We start from the raw sequence: 22,052 nt of genomic DNA on the forward strand, positions 1-22,052 counted from the left end.
TATGACTGAAATGAAAGTGCTAAAAAGAGATATATTAAAAAGTTTACCAGGTTCACAGCCTGCAGGTGATCATCCTATAAAGGCACTACAAATTGGAGATGGGAACTTTATTCGCTCTTTCATTGATTGGATGGTCTCTGACATGAATCAAAAAACAGATTTCAATGGAAGTATTGCGACGGTACAAGCGCTTCCTGGGGATCAGACAACACAAAAGATAAATAAACAAGAGGGTCTATTTACCTTACTTTTAAAAGGAATTAGAAATGGTCAATCTATTGAAGAAAGACATATTATCGATTCTATTACGAAGGGTTTCAATCCTTATACAGAATGGGAGAGTCTGTTGAAGTTAGTCGAAGAAGAACAGGTTTCGTTCCTGTTCTCAAATACGACGGAGGCAGGTATTGTTTATCATCCAGAGGAATTTAATCCGGATCAAAGTCCAGTCTCATATCCAGGAAAAGTGACGGCTTTACTGTATCACCGGTACCAGACGTTTAAGGGAGACAGGGATAAGGGGTGGACAATCATTCCCTGTGAACTTATTGATAACAATGGAGAGGCATTACGGCATATTTGTGTTCGGAAAGCTGCGGATTGGGGGCTACCGACTGAATTTATTGATTGGATAGATACTGCTTGCACATTTTGTAATACACTCGTTGATCGGATTGTTCCTGGATTTCCAGCAAATGAGGCGGAGAAAATTTACGAAGAGCTTCAATATCGGGATGAATTACTGGCAGTAGCGGAACCGTACCATTTATTCGTTATCGAAAGTCCTGCTGAATTAGAAACGAAATTGCCTTTGAAACAGGCAGGATTGAATGTTCATTTCGACAGCATAAAGCCTTATCGGGAGTTAAAAGTCAAACTATTAAATGGTGCACATACGATGCTCGCGCCAATCGGGATTTTAAGCGGTCTGGATACTGTACGTGAAGGGATGCAGAATCAGGAATTATTCCAATTTATTGATCATGCATTGCACGAAGAAGTAGCCATTACGATGGATCCACAGGCAAAGAATGCAAGCGTAAATTATATGGAGCAACTATATGAGCGATTTACAAATCCGTACCTACATCATAAATTGATTGACATTAGCCTAAATGGATATTCGAAGTTCAAAAGCCGGGTGTGGCCAAGCCTATATGCATACCTGCAAGAATATGAGTCACTTCCGAAACGATTGATATTTTCATTTGCCTCCCTACTTTATTTTTACAAAGGAGTAAATGAGGAGGTTGGTTATAGCATTACCGATGATGAACAGACGATCGCGATGTTTAAAAGATTTTATCATTTCAAAGATCACTCAAAGGAACAATTGGTAGTTTTTATTAAAAGAATGATAGAAGAGGACTTTTTAGAAAAGGAAGAAGAATTGAATGAGCTTTACGAAGCAATTGCAACTGATTTTATGCTTATCGATCAGCTAGGTATGCAGTCAGCTTTAGAAAAAAAGAGAGTGGGGATAAGTAATGAAAACAATAGTATGTACTAAACCAAATGAAATGGAAATCATAACGAAGGAAAAGCAACATTCAATTAAAGAAAATGAGGTACTTATAGCCATTAAACGCATTGGAATTTGTGGGACAGATATTCATGCATATGGTGGAAATCAGCCGTTTTTTGAATACCCGCGTGTATTAGGTCATGAGCTTTCAGGAATCGTAGAAACGGTCGGAGCGAATGTGGAGTCTGTCAAACAGGGAAATATTGTAACCGTTATTCCATACGTAAATTGTGGAAAATGCGTCGCCTGCAGGAATGGAAGGGAAAATTGCTGCACAAATATGGAGGTAATTGGGGTTCATCGTGATGGGGGAATGACAGAATATCTAGCAGTCCCAGCGGAACATATCTTTGTAGTAAGTGATTTGTCTTTAGAAGAAGCGGCAATTGTTGAACCGTTAAGTATTGGTGCACATGCGGTAAGGAGAGCTGAAATAAAAGAGGGAGAAACTGTACTAATTGTCGGTGCCGGCCCGATTGGAATGGGTGCTGCCCGTTTTGCGAAATTGGCGGGCGCAACAACTGTCATTATGGATCTCAGTGAAGAACGATTACATGCTTGCAAGGAGTGGGCAGATTGCGATCATGCTGTGGTAGCTGGAGAAGCTGCCTATCAGGAACTTCTCGATGTGAATCAAGGAGAATTACCGACGGTTGTCATAGATGCAACCGGAAATAAGCATTCAATGATGAGTTCTTTTGATTATGTATCTCATAGTGGGAAACTGATTTATGTTGGACTTGTGAAAGATACGATTAGTTTCTTTGACCCTGATTTTCATGCGAAGGAATTGACATTAATGGCTAGTAGAAACGCAACAAAAGAAGATTTCAATTATGTTATTGACTGTTTATCCAAAGGGCTAGTCAAGGATTCCTATGTCACCAACCATATTGAATTTGATCAGGTACCGTCATTTTTTGAAGCAGGAAGTTTCACAACGAATAAAACATTAATTGCTATAGATAAGTGAATTTGCACATAAATATAAATAGGATAGGGGCTGTTTATCAATGGAACAATTAGCTACAGTGTTGAAAGGGTTAGAAGCAGAGGATTTAGACTTGAATTTATCGGATGTTAAAGTATACAAGCAATCCTTTACGAAATATAAGAATGTAAGTCTTGTAATGATCAAAGAATCAGGTGAGAAGAAGCTATTAGCTGTTGGTGAGGGAGAATTGATCGATGAGTTATACGGAGAACAGGTTGAGGGAAAAGGAAAGGTATGTCCACTTATACATGAAAATCGTTTAGTTCTCAATCAATACTTTGATTATACGGTACCAAAAGCATTTGGTAAGGATATTGCAACAATGGGATTAGGTGATCGCTTAGGTTTGGCTTCTCCCGGTCATATTGAAACACTAAGAAACCGGAAAATTAAGCCAATCCTTGCTCAACAAAGTATTCGGGAATTAAATCTCACGAATCGAACGATGACGGATATCGTTGATGCTGCTAGTTTTGCGGTTTTCCAAGAGGGTTATAAAGGCGGATTCGGTGCTGATGGAGATCACTTGAAGGAAGAATCCGATATCGAACATGCACTTTCAATCGGTATGTCAATGTTGACACTGGATTGCTCAGATTATATTGACAACCACATTTCAAGCGCAACTCCAGATGAAATTCGAAATGCGTATATGGAACTGCCAGCAGAAACAAAGGATTATTATGAGAAAAATTATTTAAATAAAACATTTGATCTAACTGGCATTTCACTCACATTTGACGAACTAGAATTGATGAAAAATGTGCTCGTTTATGGAAAGGCTATTGGTTACATGGTTCATGTTTATAATACGTATATTAACAAAGAAGAACGCGATATTGATTTTGAAATTTCTATTGATGAAACTGAAACAATTACATCACCAGCAGAACATTTCTTCGTTGCAAATGAATTAAAGTTAAATCAGGTGGATGTGACAAGTCTTGCACCAAGATTTTGTGGAGAATTTCAAAAGGGAATCGACTATATTGGTGATATCGAGCAGTTTGAAAAGGAACTCCGTGAACACGCTTTAATTGCAACTTACTTTGGCTACAAGCTTAGTATTCATTCAGGCAGCGATAAATTTGCGGTATTTCCAATTATTGCAAAGCATACGAAAGGGATCTTGCATGTTAAAACAGCCGGCACGAATTGGCTTGAAGCAGTTCGGGTAATTGCTAATACAAAGCCAGATTTATACAGAAGAATGCATGTCTTTGCACTTGAAAACTTTGAAGAGGCATTAAAGTATTATCATGTAACACCAGATCTAGAAAGCATTCGCCCACTTGAAAATGTGACAGATGAACAATTACCGGAATATATGAATAACGATGCGGCAAGGCAAGTGTTCCACGTTACATACGGCCTATTATTAACAGCAAAGGATGACCAAGGTTCTTACCTATTTAAAGATGAATTCTTTCAAGCGTTGGATGAACAAGAAGATGAGTACCGTACAGCATTAGTGAAGCATATAGGAAAACACGTGGATTTATTAGGGTTTTGATTGATTTCATTCCCAATTTTTCCATTATTGAATTTTATAAAGTTATTTCTTTCTTTGTGTCTTGGCTCCTTTGTGGAAGTTTTGGAAACAAGTATGTTTCCTCTTCTGCAGGAGGAGCTTTTTTATTTGTAATTAATGGACATTATTACCAGTATGCAAGGTCAATGGGGCATAATTACACTACATTACAAGTTATAAAATAATAGAATTAATTCTCCTATTCACTTCAAATATACTCCTTTTATAGATGGAAGCACGATCACGATCGCCTATGGCTATACAACAAAAGGTAAGATGATTAAGAAGATTCCTCACATATTAGCATTTTGAATAATCAATAAGTCTTTGGAAGGCTACCATTTGTCCTCTAGAATCTTTCTAGTGGACTTTTCTACATTGCACTGTTGCCTCGTTAAGTCCATGATTCTCATAAGTAGTCGTTATTATCCATTTTTAGGCATAGTATGGTTAAAGGATGTTGTCATAATTAACCAATCGTTGAAGACCGATTCTCCAAGAACTGCAATTCCAATTTTAGCTGAACGGAAAAGTTGTGTTTAACAGACTTTGGTAATCGCCTTAATCATTAAGTATCGGGGGAGGAGGACAACATGAGGTTAACAATGGAAGGTGTACTGAATAGAGAAATGCTGGAAAACGCGAAAATAATCACAGGGGAGAATGTTGTAAGCGAGCGATATGTCCAATGGATTTCCGTCATTGAGTTGCCTGTTGAAAATTTTGTTCGTAAAAATGAGGCTGTATTAACAACCGCCATTGGATGTAGTGATGATGTAACCGTGTTAAAAGGTTTTGTGCAAGATATTATAGACGCAGAGGCATCAGCTTTATTGATTGCTACGGGTAGATATATATTTGATATTCCTAGTGAGGTCATTGAATTAGCGGAAAAGCATGATTTTATAATAGTTGAACTACCGTGGGAAATCCGTTTTGCAAGTATTGTGGAAGAAATTATGAAGGAGATTAACGATATTCATTATAAGGAAAGGGAGAAGTCAGAGAAAGTTCAGCAGGAATTTTTTAAACTGATTTTAAAGAATACAGCATTTCAACCGATCGCGAAATTTATCCAAAGAAAGATTGGTTGTTCGATTGTTATTACGAATCGAACAGGAGAGATGCAAGAAAAAGAAATGCATACACAAACATTCATTCAGAAATGGGAGGGGTACGTTTTACAAGAAGTCTTTCCAGTGAAAAGAGATGCTGCGTTATTAACTCGTAATCCAATGTTTCAGAAATTCCACATGGTAGAAGTAGACCGTCAAACTGTACTGCAGCTCCCAGTACTTCATGTTTTAGGCGAACCGCAAGGCTATTTTTTTGTAATCATACCTCCTGATACCAATGTCGAAGCATATTTAACACCGTATCGCGTAAATGTATTGGAACATGCTGCTACAACAATAGCACTTTGGTTTTCAAGAAAAAACGCAATTGAAGAAACAAAAATGCGACTTCACAGTGATTTTGTACAGGAGCTTGCAAAAGGGGAATTTATGTCTTATGAAAAAGCGAATGCACGTGCAACATTATTGGGGTATCGCATTAACCTTCCCTACGTTTGTATGATTGGAATCCCTGAGAATCTTAGGGAACTTTTTCGTAAACAAAAACAAGCTCATTATTCCTATGAAAATTGGCTGGAGAACATGATTCTTTATATCAGGGAAGAAATTTTTTATGCAGCACAATCACTGAATCGAGAAGTAATGATGACCTATCAAGATGAACAACTTCTGCTATTCATAGAAATTCCTTGTAAAAATGAGAATGCTACAAGTTTTTTGGATTTAGTAGAGAGAAGGTTAGGGAATTTACTGCCTGGGGTTGTATTATCATGGGGGATTGGAAGCTATCGGGAAGGGTATCAAGGATTTTCAGAGAGTTATCAACATGCGGGCGTTGCTTTAACAATTGGCAGGCGCAAAAAAGGAATCGGCCATCGGATGTTGTATGAACACACTCGAGTTGATCGTGTCCTGTTAAATCTCGTACAAAATCAGGAAATGAAAGAAATCGTTATGACGACGATTGAACAGCTTGTTCAATATGATGAGCAGCGGAATATGGATTTAATTGGTACATTTCGTACATTTAACAAATTCCGCGGGAATGTAAGTCAAACAGCTCGTGTCTTGAATTTGCATCGACAATCCTTGTTGTATCGACTTCGAAAAATTGAATCGCTGACAGGGCTTTCGCTCGTTGATCCAGACGATTTATTTTTATTAGATTTAAGTATCAGGTCTTGGAGAATAGGTGTATTCGAACAAGGAGATAAAAAGTAAATGCAGGGACTTATGGATTTCCTAACTAAAATTTGACTGTTATAAAGATCTGGTAGATAGCCGATTTTTATAACGGTCTATTTATTTTTAAAATCACTTGTTGGCTGATTGAAGACAACTAGCATCTTGTTCATAGCTTTTCACCAATTGTGAACTTTATAGATGTTAAATGTTGTCTATAAAATTGGTTTCATTTTCATACAATTTGGCAGATGATAAATTTTTTCAAACTTACTATACTGGATTTACAGCGCGGATACAAAAAATGAATCATTAAATTTTGTTGAACGAGGGAGGAATGTCCCTATGTCATTTGGAACAGCAGAGTATAAAAGGCGAATTCGAAAAACAAAGGAAAGAATGGCAGCAGAAGGGGTTGAAGTATTGCTCATTACAGACCCGGCAAATATGAATTACTTGTCTGGTTATGATGCTTGGTCCTTTTATGTTCATCAAATGCTGGTCATTATTAATGAGGATGAGCAGCCATTATGGATTGGCAGGGGAATGGATAGAAACGCAGCAAGAGTAACAACTTGGCTTTATGATGAAAACATTATTCCTTACCCAGATGATTATGTCCAATCTGATACGAAACACCCGATGGACTTTGTGGCATGTATTTTAACACAAATTGGCCAAGGGAACCGTTCCATAGGAGTTGAAATGGAAAGCTATTATTTTACAGCAAAATGTTACGGGCAATTGCTAAAAGGATTACCAAATGCAACATTCAAAGATGCAACCCTTCTCGTGAACTGGGTTCGCATTGTTAAATCGAATGCAGAGATTGACTATATGAAACGAGCAGCAGTCATTGTAGAAAAAGCAATGATGGATGGAATTGGTCTAATCAAGGAAGGTGTTCGGGAATGTGATGTTGCTGCGAAAATTTTCCATACGCAAATCACTGGAACAGAAGAATTCGGGGGAGATTATCCAGCAATTATGCCTTTGCTTCCATCAGGAGATAAAAATTCAACACCACACTTAACGTGGACAGATAAACGGTATAAGCGTGGTGATGCGGTAATCTTAGAATTAGCTGGTTGTTACAAACGTTACCATTCACCCCTGGCACGAACAGTAAATATCGGCCAGCCAAACGATGCATTTATAACACTTTCAAACCTGGTTGTTGAAGGTTTAAACGCTTGTATTGACATGATAAAACCAGGGATTTACTGTGAGGAAATTGAAGAGACGTGGAGAAAAGCAATCGAGAAAAGTGGCATTATGAAAGATTCGCGTCTAGGTTATTCGATGGGATTGAATTATCCTCCTGATTGGGGAGAGCATACAGCAAGTATTCGTAAAGGAGATAAAACACTCCTCCAGCCGAATATGACCTTCCATCTTATTCCAGGGATATGGTTAGATCAATATGGTTTTGAAGCAAGTGAATCGATTCGCATTACGGAAACTGGCTGTGAAACATTTGCAAAGCTACAAAGGGAGTTGTTTATTACGGATGAAATTTTAGCAAAGAACGAGACGCAGACCTGAATAGAGGAGGAGTGGAGGCGATCTCTATTCCCAAAGAGAGCGGTATAGAGATAGAAAAGTTCAATAGAGGTGCTCGCTCTATATTCCGAAGTCAGTGGAATAGGATCAAAACTTCTTTTAGAGAGAGGTTTATGGAAAAAGGAATTTAGGGTGGAAATTTTTCGAATGAATGAGCAGTACGATTAAATGAATGGGGAGTGGGCCATATGACAAACCAAAACATGAAAATGGGTACAAAAGCAGTATGGGCAGGAGAAAAGGAATATTTAGTACATGGTGCAACACAAGTGCCTGTCGTTCTGAGTGTAGCATACAACTACGATGATATGGATGAGTGGTATGATGTAGCAACCGGAAAGAAAAAAGGACATATTTATGGGAGAAATACCAATCCAACTGTACAATCTTTTGAAGACAAAATGAAGGCTCTTGAGGGAGCTGAAGCGGCAACAAGTTTTTCAACAGGAATGGCTGCGATCAGCAATATTTTCTCTACATTTTTAGTGCCAGGAGACCGTATTGTTTCTATTAAAGATACCTACGGTGGAACCAATAAAATCTTCACGGAATTTTTACCGCGTCAACAAATCGACGTCGTTCTTTGTGAAACAGGAAATCATGAACAAATCGAATCAGAAGTAACAAAAGGTTGTAAAATTTTATATTTAGAAACACCTACCAACCCAACCGTTAAAATTACGGATATTGAACGTATGGCAAAAGCGGGACATGAAGCTGGGGCTCTCGTGATTGTTGATAACACATTTGGAACTCCGATTAATCAAAATCCACTTTCACTTGGTGTCGATTTAGTTCTCCATAGTGCAACAAAATTTCTGGGCGGTCACGCAGATGCACTTGGTGGGGTTGTATGCGGTTCACATGAACTCATTGAAAAAATTTATCATTACCGTGAAATTAACGGTGCGACAATGGACCCAATGGCCGCATATTTAACGTTGCGTGGAATAAAAACACTCCATCTGCGTGTCAGGCAGCAGTGTGAAAATGCAATGAAACTAGCTAAATATTTACAAACAAAGGATTTAGTAGAAGCTGTTTATTATCCTGGTCTTGAAACACATCCAAATCATGAGATTGCGAAAAAACAAATGAAGGATTTTGGCGGTATGCTTAGTTTTGCGGTAAAAGGTGGAGTCGATACAGTAAGAGATCTTCTTCCCAAACTTCAGCTTGCTAACCGTGCAGCAAATCTCGGGGCTGTTGAAACAACAGTAGGTCCTGCTCGTACGACAAGCCATATTGAATGTACACCAGAGGAACGTGCTGCAATGGGTATTCCTGAAGGCTTAATCCGGGTGTCTTGCGGAATTGAGGATATCGATGATTTAATTGCAGATTTTGAGCAGGCATTTAACTATGTTGAAAGTGTTTGAGTGGTTTACTGGTTTACTTGATTGTTAAAAATATTGAAATTTAGGTTTTGCTATAATTGGCTAAAATCTAGTGATTTTTCAGCCTGGCGATATTAACTTTTTGGATTTCCTGCTTTCTTGGTTAATCCGGATAAGGTAGGAATGGCACCGATTCTTGCATAAGGAATCATTTCAGAAATAAAAACACTCACAAAAGTCGCAAGTGAGTGTTTTTATCTATGGTCTGCTTCTTAATTCTTATTCGCTTCATAAACTTTCAATAATTTCCCTTTTATTTTCGTATGCTTCATCGTTTCCAATACAAGTGGCCCTTTTCCATTTAATATTTCCACGAAAGATGCCGTATCTTGGATTGTAATAATACCAATATCCTCTACCGCTACACCATCTATTTTTGCAATTGTGCCAACGAAATCAACTGCTCGAAGCTTCTTTTTCTTTCCACCATTAAAATATAACTTCATGATTTCTTTATTTAGTTGTTCACTTTTAGACTTTTCCAAGAGTGGTCGCTTGTCCATTTTTTCCTTAAAAGCAGGTTTAGTACGTGCAATGTCTTCATTTGCAGGTGCATGCTTCGCTGTAATGTTAAAACCAATATATTCCTCTATTTCATTCAAAAAGCGATCTTCAAATGGCGTTACCAAGGTAATCGCTTTTCCGCTGGAGCCTGCTCGTGCCGTTCTGCCTGTACGATGGACATAGCTTTCTTTTTCTAATGGAATATCATAATTAATGACATGGGTAATATTCTCAATATCAATTCCTCTTGCAGCTACATCTGTCGCAATTAAATAACGGAATTCTCCTTTTTTAAAATCATTCATGACTGCTAAACGATCGTCTTGTTCCATACCGCCATGGATTTTATCGGCGCTATAGCCTGAATCGATTAATTCATCACACAACGTATCGACTCTATCTTTTGTTCGGCAAAAAATGATGCAGCTGTCTGGATTTTCAACAATCGTTATGTCTTTAAGCAAGGAGAGTTTCCCTTGTTCAGGAACGTTATAAAGGAGATGTTCGATTTTATCCGTTGTCAGTCCAGACGCTTTTATTGCAATATCAATCGGGTCTTTCATATACTTCTCTGCTAGGCTTTTCACTGCTTCTGGTATGGTAGCCGAGAATAACAGGGTAACCCTTTCTTTTGGTAACTTATTAATAATTGCTTTTACTTGTTCAATAAATCCCATATTCAACATTTCGTCTGCTTCATCAACGACAAGATATTGAATCTTATCGAGGGAAAGGGTACCTCTTTCAATATGATCAAATACACGTCCAGGGGTACCAACCACAACATGATTTTTTTGTTTCAATTCCGTTTTTTGAATGGCAATCGGCTGTTTCCCATAAATGGCTGTTGCCTTAATTCGTTTAAATCTTCCTATATTGGTCAAGTCATCCTTCACTTGGACAGCGAGTTCTCTTGTCGGGGTTAAGACAAGTGCCTGTGGCTTATTTTCGAGCCAATCGACTAGCTCACAGATTGGAATCCCGTAAGAAGCTGTCTTCCCACTTCCTGTTTGTGATTTCGCAACGAGATCTTTCTTCTCTAACACAAGTGGAATAACCTTGCTTTGCACCTCTGTTGGTTTTTCGAAACCTAAGCTATTTAGTGCAGTCATTATGTCTTCGCTTAGTTTATAATCGGTGAAACGTATCTCTGTCATTTATTAACCTCTTTTATGTTATTATTTTGTTATATTTGTTTTCTTAGTATTGCTTAAAGCCCAGTATATCATGAAATAGGTGGAGGGTTCTCTCGTTTCATATGTGCTTGACACGGAGCCCGTCACTTTCCGTTTCAGGTTGCGTATGAAGTTATTAATTGACAGCATCAAAAGCTTTGGAAAATATCGATAGCTAAATGTAACAAAAATAGATTATAATAAGAGTAAGATGAACGGAGGAGAAAATACATGTCCAACGAAAAAAAGCTTAGTACGAGAGAAATTGTACAGCAGCAACTGGAACGAAAAAAACAAGCGCAAGCAAACAATAAAAACACCCAAAATGGCAAAGGCTCAGCAAAGCATATGCAAAGCCAACTCGCGAAGAAACCGAGTATGACTCGCCGTAAAATGGGAAGTTAATAACTGATGAAGAGAGTACCGTTTATGTATAAACGGTACTCTCTGCTGTTTTCACAGATTCTGGGATCAAACCGCTCCTGCTTTTAGGTTTTAGGAATCACTTCGATTTTTATACTATTTACAAATAAAAATTGATCTACTTTTTTGACGAGTCAAGCTCCCGATATGCATCCTGATATTTTCCGCCTGAAGCAACCTCAGCATGGTACAAAGCCTTAAGCGCAAAGGTTTTTTCAAGATCATGTTCTTTCATTATTTTTTTTAACTCTTTTTGTAATTCTTCATTGTGCATAACTAGTTTTTTCATGTGAGATGTATAATATTTCATCTGCTCTTTAACTCCTTTTGTATCCAAGTGTTCAGTAAGTATAGCACTCATACTGTGTAATTGCATTATTGCCTTATCATGATCGAGTCAAGTACTAGTGGGAGTTTTCGAGTTCTATATTAATAACAATAAAGTAAGTTTTGAGGATATTTTTCCAGGATTTAATAAACAAGATCGAATTGGGATCGTTACTCATAGTGAGGGAGGAACTTTGGGAATAAGCTCACTTCTTATGGCTTGCGTGGCAACTTACTATGAAATGTTTAATTATGATGACCTAGGCAATCAAGACAATAAATTAAGAATTTATCCTGAAAATTTTATATTTCATGTTGGAGACTTAACCGGTAACAGTGCCCAGTTAGATATTTGGCCACCGCATCGAGAAGTAATTGTTGAAAACGACTCCGAGCAGATTTTAGAGGCAATAAATGACAGAGGTATAACAAGATTGTTAATCGAGGAAAAACCAGAAACCCCTGCAACATTAATGAGGGAATCTATTAGTAGCGCAGAAAGCAGAATTGAAAGTATTTTAATGTTTTCACCTAATGGCAAGATAAAAAATGGTGATATTGAAATTAGAAATAATGGATCACTTTCAAATTTTGCAGTGAAGTCATATGACGAGTCAGCCAATGATTTAGGAGAAATCCGTGGAAAACTAATTCCATATTCTAAAAATGAGTTATCAAATAAAGTGAACATTGTACAGGTTTATAAAAAAAATGATTTAGATACTGCTCTCCGATCTTTAACAGAAAATAAGGACGTAAGTGATACAACCGCTGATTATATTAACAGAAGTGCCCGAGGGGCAGGTATATATCTTGATACTTTTTCATATAAAAAATAAATAATGCAAAACAAACAGTTCCGCTTATTCTACTAAAGAATGAACGGAACTGTTTGTTTTGTTAATTACAGCTTGCAATATCTTGTTAGGTTTAATTATTAAAATGAATCGACAGTATTACTTTCCAGGTATTGATTCCATTCCTCCTGGACCATCCTTCTCCCGCGTTCAATCTCTGGATGAAACTGGATATAAGCATTCTTTCTCGTATCTGCTACTTGTTTAATAGCATCTTTTAGCTCTTCGTCTAACTGATGTTGTCCCGTGCGCTTAGCGATGGATAAACCAGCAATTCTTCCTTGGGCACCAGCAACCTTTGCTCCTTCTATACCAGTTATGTTGCCAGCGACAAATAAACCTTCTACTGATGTCTCCATTTGCTCATTATGTAATGGTACATAGCCACCGAGTTCCTCGATATAATGAAAAGGACATCCGGTAAGTGCTGCTAATTCCGCTAATGGATAAAGACCACCAGCGATACAGACAAAATCAACTGCAATTTTTTCTTCACTCCCTGATATAATCTCGCCTTTGTTGTTAATGGATGCGATCGTTACCCCCTCAACTTCCTGTTCCCCATAAATTTCAATGACAGCCTTTTTTAGTTGAATGGGAATGTCCCACATTTTCACACCATTTCTAGGATAAAATGTAACACCTAACTCTTTCATAAAATTACTTTTCATTAATTTGCTTCCTAATTTTATAAAAGAGGAAGGGGCCATATGGGCAACGTGAAGTAATGAATCTAATACCTTCTTGGGATGTGCAGATTCATGAGTAATTTGATTGTCTTTCGGCAGGGCAAGGCAAGCAATATCTACACCTGCGAGTTTTAATTCCATGGCGATAGCGGACGATAGCACATTAATACCTATTATAATTCCGCGGCTTCCAGGTTTTACACGATGTACATTCGCCATTACCTGTGCAGCTCCAACAGACATAACTCCAGGCAATGTCCAGCCTGGGATTGGTACTGGAGCCTCAGCAGCTCCAGTTGCTAGTAATAGAGTAGTTGTTTGAAAGGTTTCTTTGTCTGTGTAAACCATCCATAGACTATCTTTCTTTTCAATATTAAAGACGGCTGTTTCTAAGTGGAATTGAACACCCAGATCTGCAGCCTGTTGAAATAATTTATTGGATTCATTGATTCCATTCCACCAGGTACCATCTGGCTGTTCATAAAGCTGACCCAGCAAACGACCGCCTGGTTTCATGTATTCATCAATAACACATACATCTAACCCCTTTTGAGCACATGTGATAGCGGCTGTTAATCCAGCAGGACCAGAACCAATAATAATGACCTTATTCATCAGAGGACCTCCAATCTCTTACTGGTGTTGGCAGTTTGCTATGGCTTTCCACAATCATATTCTCTTTTAAAGGGGTAAGACAGGCGCGAACTCCTTGCTTGCCGTTTATGCTTACTCTGCATTCAAAGCAATGGCCGATGTTACAATAGATTCCCCGTGGGGAACCACTTTCTTCATGGTGGCGAAGAGTGCGAATTCCATTTGCTAATAGCGCAGCAGCTAAAGATTCCTCTTCATAGCCCATGTATTGCTTATTATTAAAAGTAAAGGTAACTTCCTTTTTCTCTTCTTGACTCCCTAGGATAGGGTGGTCCGTAACTCGAAGTGTCATTTTCCTTCTCCCCCTAGATCTGCAAAGTTTATAGGTCTAATTGGTGGCTGGTATTTTAAGGATATATTTTTAATACTTTGCTCACTTCCGACTTGCTTTGCTGCTTGGTCCACCATACTTCGGCAAGTTCTCCCGCCACAGTAGCCCATTCCTGCACGTGTCCTGAGCTTTAATTCTCTTGCTGAACATTTATATGTTGCTGCAGTGTCCAATAATTCTTGATAGGTTACTTCTTCACATCTGCAAATAATCATTTCACTTTGTCCCAATTGAATCACCTCTTCTTTTAGTCAACATTATCCATGCAATTATCGTGCCAACTTAAAAAGAAGGGAGCGTATTAGTTTTTTATTCCCAATTTACTCAAGCGATTATATAGCGTTGCTCTGGTGATGTTCAGTTTTTTTGCAACCTCAAGTTTGTTTCCGTTTTCATTTTTAAGTTCATGTAGAAGTATTTTCCGTTCCACTTCTTGAAGTCTGTCAGCTAATGGACGAGAGTCATTTTCGTAAATAGATGTCATCGAATTGTTTTTAATTGCCAGTCCATCTATGTCAAAAGGTAAATGTTCTAATTTAACCTGGCCATCTTCAGAGAAAACAATTAATCGTTCGATGACGTTTTTTAGCTCCCTGATATTACCTTGCCATTCATGGTTTAATAGGGCCTGCATAACTTCCTGTGAAATTCCATAAATCGGCCGGTTATATTTTATGGATAATTCATATAGAAAATAATGTGTTAATTCAATAATATCTTCTGGTCGTTTGCGTAATGGCGGAATTTCAAGACTTACCACATTTAAGCGATAATAAAGGTCTTCGCGAAATTTACCTTCCTCAACTAAATCCTTCAAAATACGATTTGTTGCAGCAATTACTCTGAAGTCGACTGTTTTCTCTTTCGTTCCACCAACAGCATAAAATTTCTTTTCTTGAAGTAATCTTAAAAGTTTTACTTGCATTTCTAAAGGCATTTCTCCAATTTCATCCAGAAATAATGTTCCGCCTTGTGCCAGTTCGACCTTTCCTTTTTTTCCTTTATTGTCCGCTCCAGAGAAAGCACCTTTCTCATAGCCAAACATTTCACTTTCAAATAGAGAAGATGGAATGGCACCACAGTTGATAGCAATAAAAGGGGCTTTATTGCCTTCACGAATTGTATGAATTGCTTTGGCGAAAAGTTCCTTTCCTACTCCGCTTTCTCCATGAATTAATATGTTTGTAGACGTACTTGCTGCCTTCTCAGCCATGGAAGTCGTTTTCTTAAGTGTTTTACTGTTACCGCGAATTAGTTTAAATGGATCTTCAGGTACGAATCGATTAGCTTCTCTTTCAAGTTCAAATAGTTTTTCGGTTGTATTGTTTAGTTGATTATTTAACCGTATCTGGCTAGTTATATCTATCTCAGAGACGACAGCACCAATTATTTCATCGTCTAAATAAACAGGATTGGAGTTGATTAACACGACAAGGTCTTCTCTTGCTTTATGCTGTTTGTGCTGAAGGGAATCGCCGGTTTTTAAGGTGTTTAGCAGTTCGAGCCGTTTAGGACTGAAGAAGTCTGTAATTGGTTTTCCAATGATATCTTTTTGTTTTACAGAAAATAGCTTCTCTGCCCCTTTTGTCCATACGAGTACATTCTGATTGGCATCAATAACAGTACATGAACCATCCATTGTTTCTAAAATAGCTTGGTAATAAGCATTTAATTGTTTGTACTCGTTTCTAAGTAATGTAAATAAATCGAATGTACGGAGATATCCTATGTAATTTTTCTTTTCTTTCAGGACAATGAATCGATATTCTTCTAACAGTTTGATTGCTTCGTTTACATCTATATCTGCTGAAACCTCTTTGCATGGATAGTAGTTTAGGTGATCTGTATCTGGAACCAATTCAATTAAGTAGGTATTATTTTGATTTTTAAAAAGAAGTTTTTTCGGTTTGTTGGTTTGAAGTATATTTCTTAGCTCTTTCCCATTTTTCTTAATATCCGTAATGAGTAAAAAATCCTGTTTTATTGCTAATTTAATTTTTTTTTCAACATTCATTTGAGCAACCTCCTTGTGTATAAATTTTTTTACAGGTTTATAAATAATTTTACATTAACATATTCAGAAAACAACTTATCTTATGAAAATGCAATAAATATTATTGGCACGTATTTTGCATAATAACTTGTAACAATGTAAAGAGAGGGGGATTAGAAGTGGGCAACGTACAGCATTGTGACATCGTCGTCATTGGTGGAGGGATTATGGGGGCTGCTATATCCTATTATGGAACAAAAGCTGGATTGGAGATAACGGTGTTAGAAAAGCATGAACTAGCCAGTGGAACATCTTCAAAGTGCGATGGAAACATATTGGCCATTGATAAAGATCCAGGCTTTGATAGTCAAATGTCTTTAAAAAGCCAGCAATTCGTACATGAATTGAGTAAAGAGCTAGAAATACCATTTGAATACCGTAATCCTGGCAGTATTTTGGTTTGTGAGAATGATGAAGAAATGGAAGCTGCAAGTAAATGGGTACAGCAACAAAAGGATGCTGGATTGGATTTTCGGATGCTTGATCGGTCTGATTTAAGAAATGAATCAAAGTATTTTGCGGATGATTTATTTGGTGGATTGGAATGTAAGACAGACTCGACAGTGAATCCATATATGCTTACCTTTTCTATGTTTCATCGTGCTCAAAAATTTGGAGCAAAGGTACATACGAAGACAGAGGTAACAAATGTAACCAAAAATCCATCTGGCCAATTTGTAATTGAGACAACGAATGGCACATTTACAGCGAACAAAGTGGTGAATGCATGTGGGGTATGGGCACCTTTTATTGGAGAAATGTTAGAAGTGACTATTCCCATTAAACCAAGAAAAGGACAGCTTATTGTAGCATCCAGACAGCAGCCAGTTGGATTGCGAAAGGTAATGGAATTTGGCTATCTTATCTCGAAGTTTGGTGGAACGAGAAAAGTGGATCCCATAACGGAAAAGTATGGAGTTGCGCTAGTGTTTGAACCAACTGAAAGCCAAAATTTTCTCATTGGAAGTAGCCGGGAATTTTCAGGATTTAATACGACGGTGAATCATGAAGTAACGAAGTATATTGCGAGAAGAGCTGTTCGCTTTTATCCAAAGATAGCGGATATGACAGTTATTCGAACTTATGCTGGTTTAAGACCGTGGACAGAGGATCACTTGCCTATCATTTCTCATGTAGAACAAGTTCCTGGCTTTTATATTGCAGCTGGGCATGAAGGAGATGGAATTAGCTTGGCGGCTGTGACAGGAAAACTTATCGAAGAAATGTTATCAGAGAAACAAACCTGTATACCAGTTCAACCGCTACGCCATGATCGATTTAAAGAAAGGGTGGTTCAATAGATGAAGTTTCAGCGTCTATTTTCAACAATTGATACACATACTGGTGGAAATCCAACACGGACCGTTATTAGTGGACTTCCACCGATTAAGGGAAACACGATGTCAGAAAAAATGCTTTATATGGATAAACATTACGATTGGATTCGAAAGTTTTTAATGAATGAGCCTAGAGGGCATGAGGTAATGTCAGGTGCTCTGCTTGTAGAACCGTGCCATCCTGAGGCGGACTTTGGGGTCATTTACATCGAAACGGGCGGATATCTTCCAATGTGTGGTCATGATACGATTGGCTGCTGTACTGCATTAATTGAGGCAGGTTTGGTTGAGGTTTCTGAGCCATATACCTATCTTAAATTAGATACTCCAGCTGGCTTAATTAAAGTCACCATTAAAGTGACTAATGGCAAAGCAGAAGAAGTAACTTTTTCCAATGTTCCTTCCTTTCTATTAAAGACCATCGAAATAGATGTAGAAGGAATTGGAGAAGTGGAATGTGATATTGCTTACGGGGGCAATTTCTATGGCATTATCGATGCTAGAAAAATAGGGATTGAACTGACGAAAGAAAATGCATCCACGATTATTGAAAAATCAATCACTATACGCAATACCATTAATGCTGCGGAGGAGATTGTTCATCCTGAATTTCCATTTATTCAAGGATTAACACATATTGAATTTTACACAGATCCAGTTCATCCAGAAGCAGATGTGAAGAACACTGTAGTTGTTCCTCCTGGTGGGATTGATCGCTCTCCATGCGGAACAGGTACTTCTGCAAAACTAGCAGTTATGTATAGTAAAAATGAAATAGAAGAAAATGAATTGTTTGTGCATGAGAGTATTGTTGGTTCTTTATTTAAAGCAAGAATTTTAAGCACAACGAATGTAAAGAATGTAGAAGCTGTTATTCCAGAGGTAACGGGAGCAGCCTGGTTAATGGGTATGCATCGATTCTTTTATCATGAGGAGGATCCACTGAAAGAAGGATTTTTGCTCATTCCCCCAATGGAGCATGAAATGGAGGATATAACATGAAGATTAAAACGTCGTACATAACAACCGATGTACATGTAGCAGGCGAAGCTTACCGAATTATGAAGGATGCACCGTTTGGTTATTACCAAAGTTTGCAGGAGCTGAATGAGCAGTTCCCAATTATCTGCGAGCAAGAAATGAAACTACTTTTAAATGAGCCTCGTGGATTTGCGGGACTGAATGGCTGTTTGGTCGTTCCGCCTTTTAAAAATGATGCCGATGCAGCTGTTGTCTTTTTCGATCATAACGGAACGGTTCCAATGCAATATGGTGGAATTGTTGCTGTTATAACTGCCTTGCTAGAGTCTGGTCAGTTAAAAGCAAAACCTTCAGCTGAATATAACATTGAAACCGTGAGCGGTGTTGTTACGGCTAGCGCTACTTTAAAAGACGAAGAAGTGAAAGCTGTTGCATTAAAAAGCGGTCCATGCAAGGTTGTAAAAAAACAGGTCCCAATCTCTTATTTAGATTTACAGACAGAGGTTACTTTTGTTCAAGCTGACCATCTCTATGCAATTTTTGATAATGTACGGCTGCCTTTTGAATTTGAGATAGAGAACCTTCCTGCAATTAACCAATGGGGGAAAAAGGCATTGGAAGCCTTAGGAGAGGAAAGCCATGCTTTTAGCCGAATCATTTTACTGGATCATTCGCAAAAAAGCAGAGGAAGAATCAAAACAGTAACATTCCGTCCGGATCGTTATATTGTACGCTCTCCAGGTTTTGGTACGCTGGCTGCCAGCAGTACGTACTTATTAGAAAATGGCGATATGTTTTCAGGTAGACAAATTGAAAATGAAAGCATATATAATGCCAAACTTTCAGGAGAGCTTATTGCAAAAAATGAATGCGATTACAGTTTTAGTTTTTCAGCCCGCGGATTTATTACGGGTATACAGACATATGTTTTAGATCCGACAGATCCATTATCTGAAGGATTTTTATTACAATAAAAAATTAAATTAATTAAACAGGAGGAAAATAGAATGACTACAATCAGAGGAGCTTATCCAGTATTAATTACGCCAATGACGCAAGAACAAAAAATCGATTGGGATGGAGTAAAGAATAATGTTAATTACTTCGTGGATCAAGGAGTAGCAGGTATCGTCATCAATGGAAGTACGGGGGAATTTGTCAGTCTATCAAAAGAAGAGAAATTCCAAATGGTAGCAACAGTTTTGGAGGAAGTAGGTGGCCGTATTCCTGTTATTGTTGGTACTGCTGCTGAAACAACAAAAGAAACAATTGAATATACAAAGCAGGCTGAAGCCCATGAAGCTGCTGGTGCACTAATCATTCCCCCTTACTATATGAAACCAAAAGAAAATGAAATCTACCATCATTTTAAAGATGTATCGAGTGTTACAAATCTACCAATTATGCTTTATAACAACCCATTTACTTCTGGTGTGAACATGAGTACAGATTTAATGTTTCAGATTGGTAAGGAGTGTGAAAATGTCCGTCTTATTAAGGAATCAAGCGGTGAAATTGACAAGGTAAGAGATCTTGCAAGAAAAGGCAAGGGGGATTTTGAAGTATTCTGCGGTGCTGAAGAACTTGTAATGGAGTCTTACTTCGTTGGAGCAACCGGGTGGATTTCTGTTGCAGGTAATATCGTGCCGAAGCTTGTTACAGACATGTATAACCATTCCCAAAATGGTGAGTTGGAAGAAGCATGGGCAATCAATGATCGAATTTTACCGCTATGTACGTTCCTAGAAGGATCAGGTAAGTATGTGCAAATCGTGAAGAGAGCGATGGAATTAACCGGTAATGCTGGAGGTCCTGCACGCTTCCCTCGTTTAGGTCTATCTCCAGAGGAAGATGAGAAGCTAAAGGAATTACTGGCAAATTTACAAACAGTAAATAACTAAAAATTAGTGAAGGAGCGAGACCATGCAAGCGACAAACTATAATTTGAAACCGAAAGTACAAGAATTTTTGAAAGGAATCAAAGGATTATATATCAATGGGGAGTATGTGCCAGCAATTAATGGAAAAACGTTTGATGTTGTTAATCCTGCCAATGAAGAGGTCATCACAGAAGTAAGTGAAGCGCAGGAGGAAGATATTAACGTGGCCGTAGCTGCAGCAAGAAAAGCATTTGATGAAGGCGAATGGACAAAAATGGAGGCAGCTGAACGCTCCCATCTAATCTATAAGTTTGCGGATCTTTTAGAAGAAAATAGAGAAGAACTTGCACAGCTGGAATCATTGGATAACGGAAAGCCCTACATGATTGCTTTGGAAGATGATATTGATGGAACGATTCAGCATTTTAGATATTATGCTGGATGGGCAACGAAGATATTTGGCAAAACCACTCAAATTTCCAAGGATTATGTAACCTATACGGTACACGAACCCGTTGGATTGGTAGGTCAAATTATTCCTTGGAATTTTCCGCTTGCCATGGCAGGGTGGAAGCTCGGGTCTGCACTTGCTGTTGGCTGTACGATTGTTATTAAGCCAGCAACTGAAACACCGTTATCTCTTCTCTATGTAGGCGAGCTGTTTAAAAAGGCTGGATTTCCAGATGGAGTTGTGAATATTGTTCCTGGAACAGGAAGTATAGCGGGAGAAGCAATCATTACGCATAAAGACGTGGATAAGGTAGCATTCACTGGCTCAACAGCTGTCGGAAAAGAAGTCATGAAAAAAGCTGCAGACCAAATTAAAGGCATTACGCTCGAACTTGGCGGAAAATCGCCAGCGATTATTTTAGATGATGCCAATCTTGAGGAAGCAATTGAAGGGGCATTTAACGGAACGATGTACAATCATGGACAAAACTGCAGTGCTTGTACGCGTGTATTTGTACAGCGAAATATTTATGACCGTGTCGTAGCAGCATTGGCAGAGCGGGCAAAAGCACTGAAGCTAGGTGACGGAATGAACCCTGAAACGGAAATGGGTCCACTTGTTTCAGCTAAGCAGCATCAAACGGTTCTTAACTATATTGAACAAGGCAAAAAAGAAGGGGCACTTCTTGTGGCAGGTGGCGAGAAAGCTTTTGAAAAAGGATATTTTGTACAGCCAACCATTTTTGCTGATGTAGAAGATCACATGGTAATTGCCCATGAGGAAATCTTTGGTCCGGTTATGTCCGTTTTCGTTTTTGATACGATTGAAGAAGTAATTAAGCGTGCAAATGATAGTGATTACGGCTTGGCTGCAAGTGTTTGGACAGAAAATATCAAAAAAGCTCACTATATTTCAGGGAAGCTTCAATCAGGTACAGTTTGGATTAATGATTTTGGCCTTGAATGGGAAACAATGCCTTTTGGCGGCTACAAACAATCAGGAATTGGCAGAGAAATGGGTGGAGAGTATGGATTACAAAACTATACGGAAGTGAAAAGTGTGTTTGTTAACATCAAACAGGATAACTAGAACGCTAGAATAATAGCCGGATATTAATCATAT

Annotated in this window: 19 protein-coding genes; 13 read left to right on the plus strand and 6 right to left on the minus strand. The window is 38.2% G+C overall.

Going from position 1 to position 22,052, the window contains the following annotated elements; all coding sequences use genetic code 11:
- Position 1: 1 nt before the first annotated feature.
- The 6 genes from NSQ77_RS15190 to NSQ77_RS15215 all read left to right on the plus strand — a co-directional run bounded on the left by NSQ77_RS15190 (position 2) and on the right by NSQ77_RS15215 (position 9,250).
- Positions 2-1,510 (plus strand): tagaturonate reductase, encoded by a 1,509-nt coding sequence (locus tag NSQ77_RS15190; RefSeq protein ID WP_339226885.1) that lies wholly within the window; start codon positions 2-4, stop codon positions 1,508-1,510.
- Positions 1,488-2,498, plus strand: coding sequence for a zinc-binding alcohol dehydrogenase family protein (locus NSQ77_RS15195; RefSeq protein ID WP_339226886.1), 1,011 nt, complete (start codon positions 1,488-1,490; stop codon positions 2,496-2,498). Before NSQ77_RS15190 ends, NSQ77_RS15195 begins: the two co-directional genes overlap by 23 nt.
- Positions 2,499-2,538: 40 nt before the next feature.
- Complete coding sequence (locus NSQ77_RS15200) at positions 2,539-4,032, plus strand: tagaturonate epimerase family protein (RefSeq protein ID WP_339226887.1); 1,494 nt, start codon at positions 2,539-2,541, stop codon at positions 4,030-4,032.
- A 611-nt stretch (positions 4,033-4,643) separates the two neighbouring features.
- Positions 4,644-6,347 (plus strand): PucR family transcriptional regulator ligand-binding domain-containing protein, encoded by a 1,704-nt coding sequence (locus NSQ77_RS15205; protein ID WP_339226888.1) that lies wholly within the window; start codon positions 4,644-4,646, stop codon positions 6,345-6,347.
- Positions 6,348-6,653: 306 nt separating this feature from the next.
- Positions 6,654-7,853, plus strand: coding sequence for a M24 family metallopeptidase (locus NSQ77_RS15210; protein ID WP_339226890.1), 1,200 nt, complete (start codon positions 6,654-6,656; stop codon positions 7,851-7,853).
- Positions 7,854-8,059: 206 nt separating this feature from the next.
- The gene (locus tag NSQ77_RS15215) at positions 8,060-9,250 is read left to right on the plus strand and encodes a cystathionine gamma-synthase family protein (protein ID WP_339226891.1); all 1,191 of its coding nucleotides are present in this window, start codon (positions 8,060-8,062) and stop codon (positions 9,248-9,250) included.
- A gap of 230 nt (positions 9,251-9,480) precedes the next feature.
- Here NSQ77_RS15215 and NSQ77_RS15220 read toward each other — a convergent pair whose 3' ends face one another.
- Positions 9,481-10,929: a DEAD/DEAH box helicase gene (locus NSQ77_RS15220; protein ID WP_339226892.1), complete on the minus strand. Its 1,449-nt coding sequence runs from the start codon at positions 10,927-10,929 to the stop codon at positions 9,481-9,483.
- Between the two features lie 249 nt (positions 10,930-11,178).
- Between NSQ77_RS15220 and NSQ77_RS15225 the strand changes: the two genes are divergently transcribed.
- Complete coding sequence (locus NSQ77_RS15225) at positions 11,179-11,352, plus strand: hypothetical protein (RefSeq protein WP_339226893.1); 174 nt, start codon at positions 11,179-11,181, stop codon at positions 11,350-11,352.
- A gap of 136 nt (positions 11,353-11,488) precedes the next feature.
- Here NSQ77_RS15225 and NSQ77_RS15230 read toward each other — a convergent pair whose 3' ends face one another.
- Complete coding sequence (locus NSQ77_RS15230) at positions 11,489-11,680, minus strand: hypothetical protein (protein WP_339226894.1); 192 nt, start codon at positions 11,678-11,680, stop codon at positions 11,489-11,491.
- Between the two features lie 97 nt (positions 11,681-11,777).
- Between NSQ77_RS15230 and NSQ77_RS15235 the strand changes: the two genes are divergently transcribed.
- Positions 11,778-12,536 carry a hypothetical protein gene (locus NSQ77_RS15235; protein ID WP_339226896.1) on the plus strand — a complete coding sequence of 253 codons (759 nt, stop codon included), beginning with the start codon at positions 11,778-11,780 and terminating at the stop codon, positions 12,534-12,536.
- A 98-nt stretch (positions 12,537-12,634) separates the two neighbouring features.
- Here NSQ77_RS15235 and NSQ77_RS15240 read toward each other — a convergent pair whose 3' ends face one another.
- From NSQ77_RS15240 to NSQ77_RS15255, 4 genes are all read right to left on the minus strand, one after another.
- The gene (locus NSQ77_RS15240) at positions 12,635-13,858 is read right to left on the minus strand and encodes an NAD(P)/FAD-dependent oxidoreductase (protein WP_339226897.1); all 1,224 of its coding nucleotides are present in this window, start codon (positions 13,856-13,858) and stop codon (positions 12,635-12,637) included.
- Positions 13,851-14,189, minus strand: a complete 339-nt coding sequence (locus NSQ77_RS15245) for a (2Fe-2S)-binding protein (RefSeq protein ID WP_339226898.1) — start codon at positions 14,187-14,189, stop codon at positions 13,851-13,853. The genes NSQ77_RS15240 and NSQ77_RS15245 overlap by 8 nt, the downstream gene beginning before the upstream one ends.
- A complete protein-coding gene (locus tag NSQ77_RS15250; RefSeq protein ID WP_339231027.1) occupies positions 14,186-14,443 on the minus strand; it encodes a (2Fe-2S)-binding protein in 258 nt (85 codons plus the stop codon). Before NSQ77_RS15250 ends, NSQ77_RS15245 begins: the two co-directional genes overlap by 4 nt.
- 86 nt (positions 14,444-14,529) lie before the next feature.
- Complete coding sequence (locus NSQ77_RS15255) at positions 14,530-16,242, minus strand: sigma 54-interacting transcriptional regulator (RefSeq protein ID WP_339226900.1); 1,713 nt, start codon at positions 16,240-16,242, stop codon at positions 14,530-14,532.
- Positions 16,243-16,400: 158 nt separating this feature from the next.
- On the opposite strand from NSQ77_RS15255, the gene NSQ77_RS15260 reads away from it, so the two are divergent.
- From NSQ77_RS15260 to NSQ77_RS15280, 5 genes are read left to right on the plus strand one after another with little or no spacing between them, the layout of a single operon-like run.
- Positions 16,401-17,582, plus strand: a complete 1,182-nt coding sequence (locus tag NSQ77_RS15260) for an FAD-dependent oxidoreductase (protein WP_339226902.1) — start codon at positions 16,401-16,403, stop codon at positions 17,580-17,582.
- Positions 17,583-18,620, plus strand: coding sequence for a proline racemase family protein (locus NSQ77_RS15265; protein WP_339226904.1), 1,038 nt, complete (start codon positions 17,583-17,585; stop codon positions 18,618-18,620).
- Positions 18,617-19,573 (plus strand): proline racemase family protein, encoded by a 957-nt coding sequence (locus NSQ77_RS15270; protein ID WP_339226905.1) that lies wholly within the window; start codon positions 18,617-18,619, stop codon positions 19,571-19,573. The genes NSQ77_RS15265 and NSQ77_RS15270 overlap by 4 nt, the downstream gene beginning before the upstream one ends.
- A 33-nt stretch (positions 19,574-19,606) precedes the next feature.
- Entirely contained in the window at positions 19,607-20,500 is an 894-nt protein-coding gene (gene dapA / locus NSQ77_RS15275; protein ID WP_339226906.1) for a 4-hydroxy-tetrahydrodipicolinate synthase, read from the plus strand.
- Between the two features lie 22 nt (positions 20,501-20,522).
- Positions 20,523-22,019, plus strand: a complete 1,497-nt coding sequence (locus NSQ77_RS15280; protein ID WP_339226907.1) for an aldehyde dehydrogenase family protein — start codon at positions 20,523-20,525, stop codon at positions 22,017-22,019.
- Positions 22,020-22,052: the final 33 nt, after the last annotated feature.

Source organism: Oceanobacillus sp. FSL K6-2867 (assembly GCF_037963145.1).
Classification (GTDB): domain Bacteria; phylum Bacillota; class Bacilli; order Bacillales; family Amphibacillaceae; genus Oceanobacillus.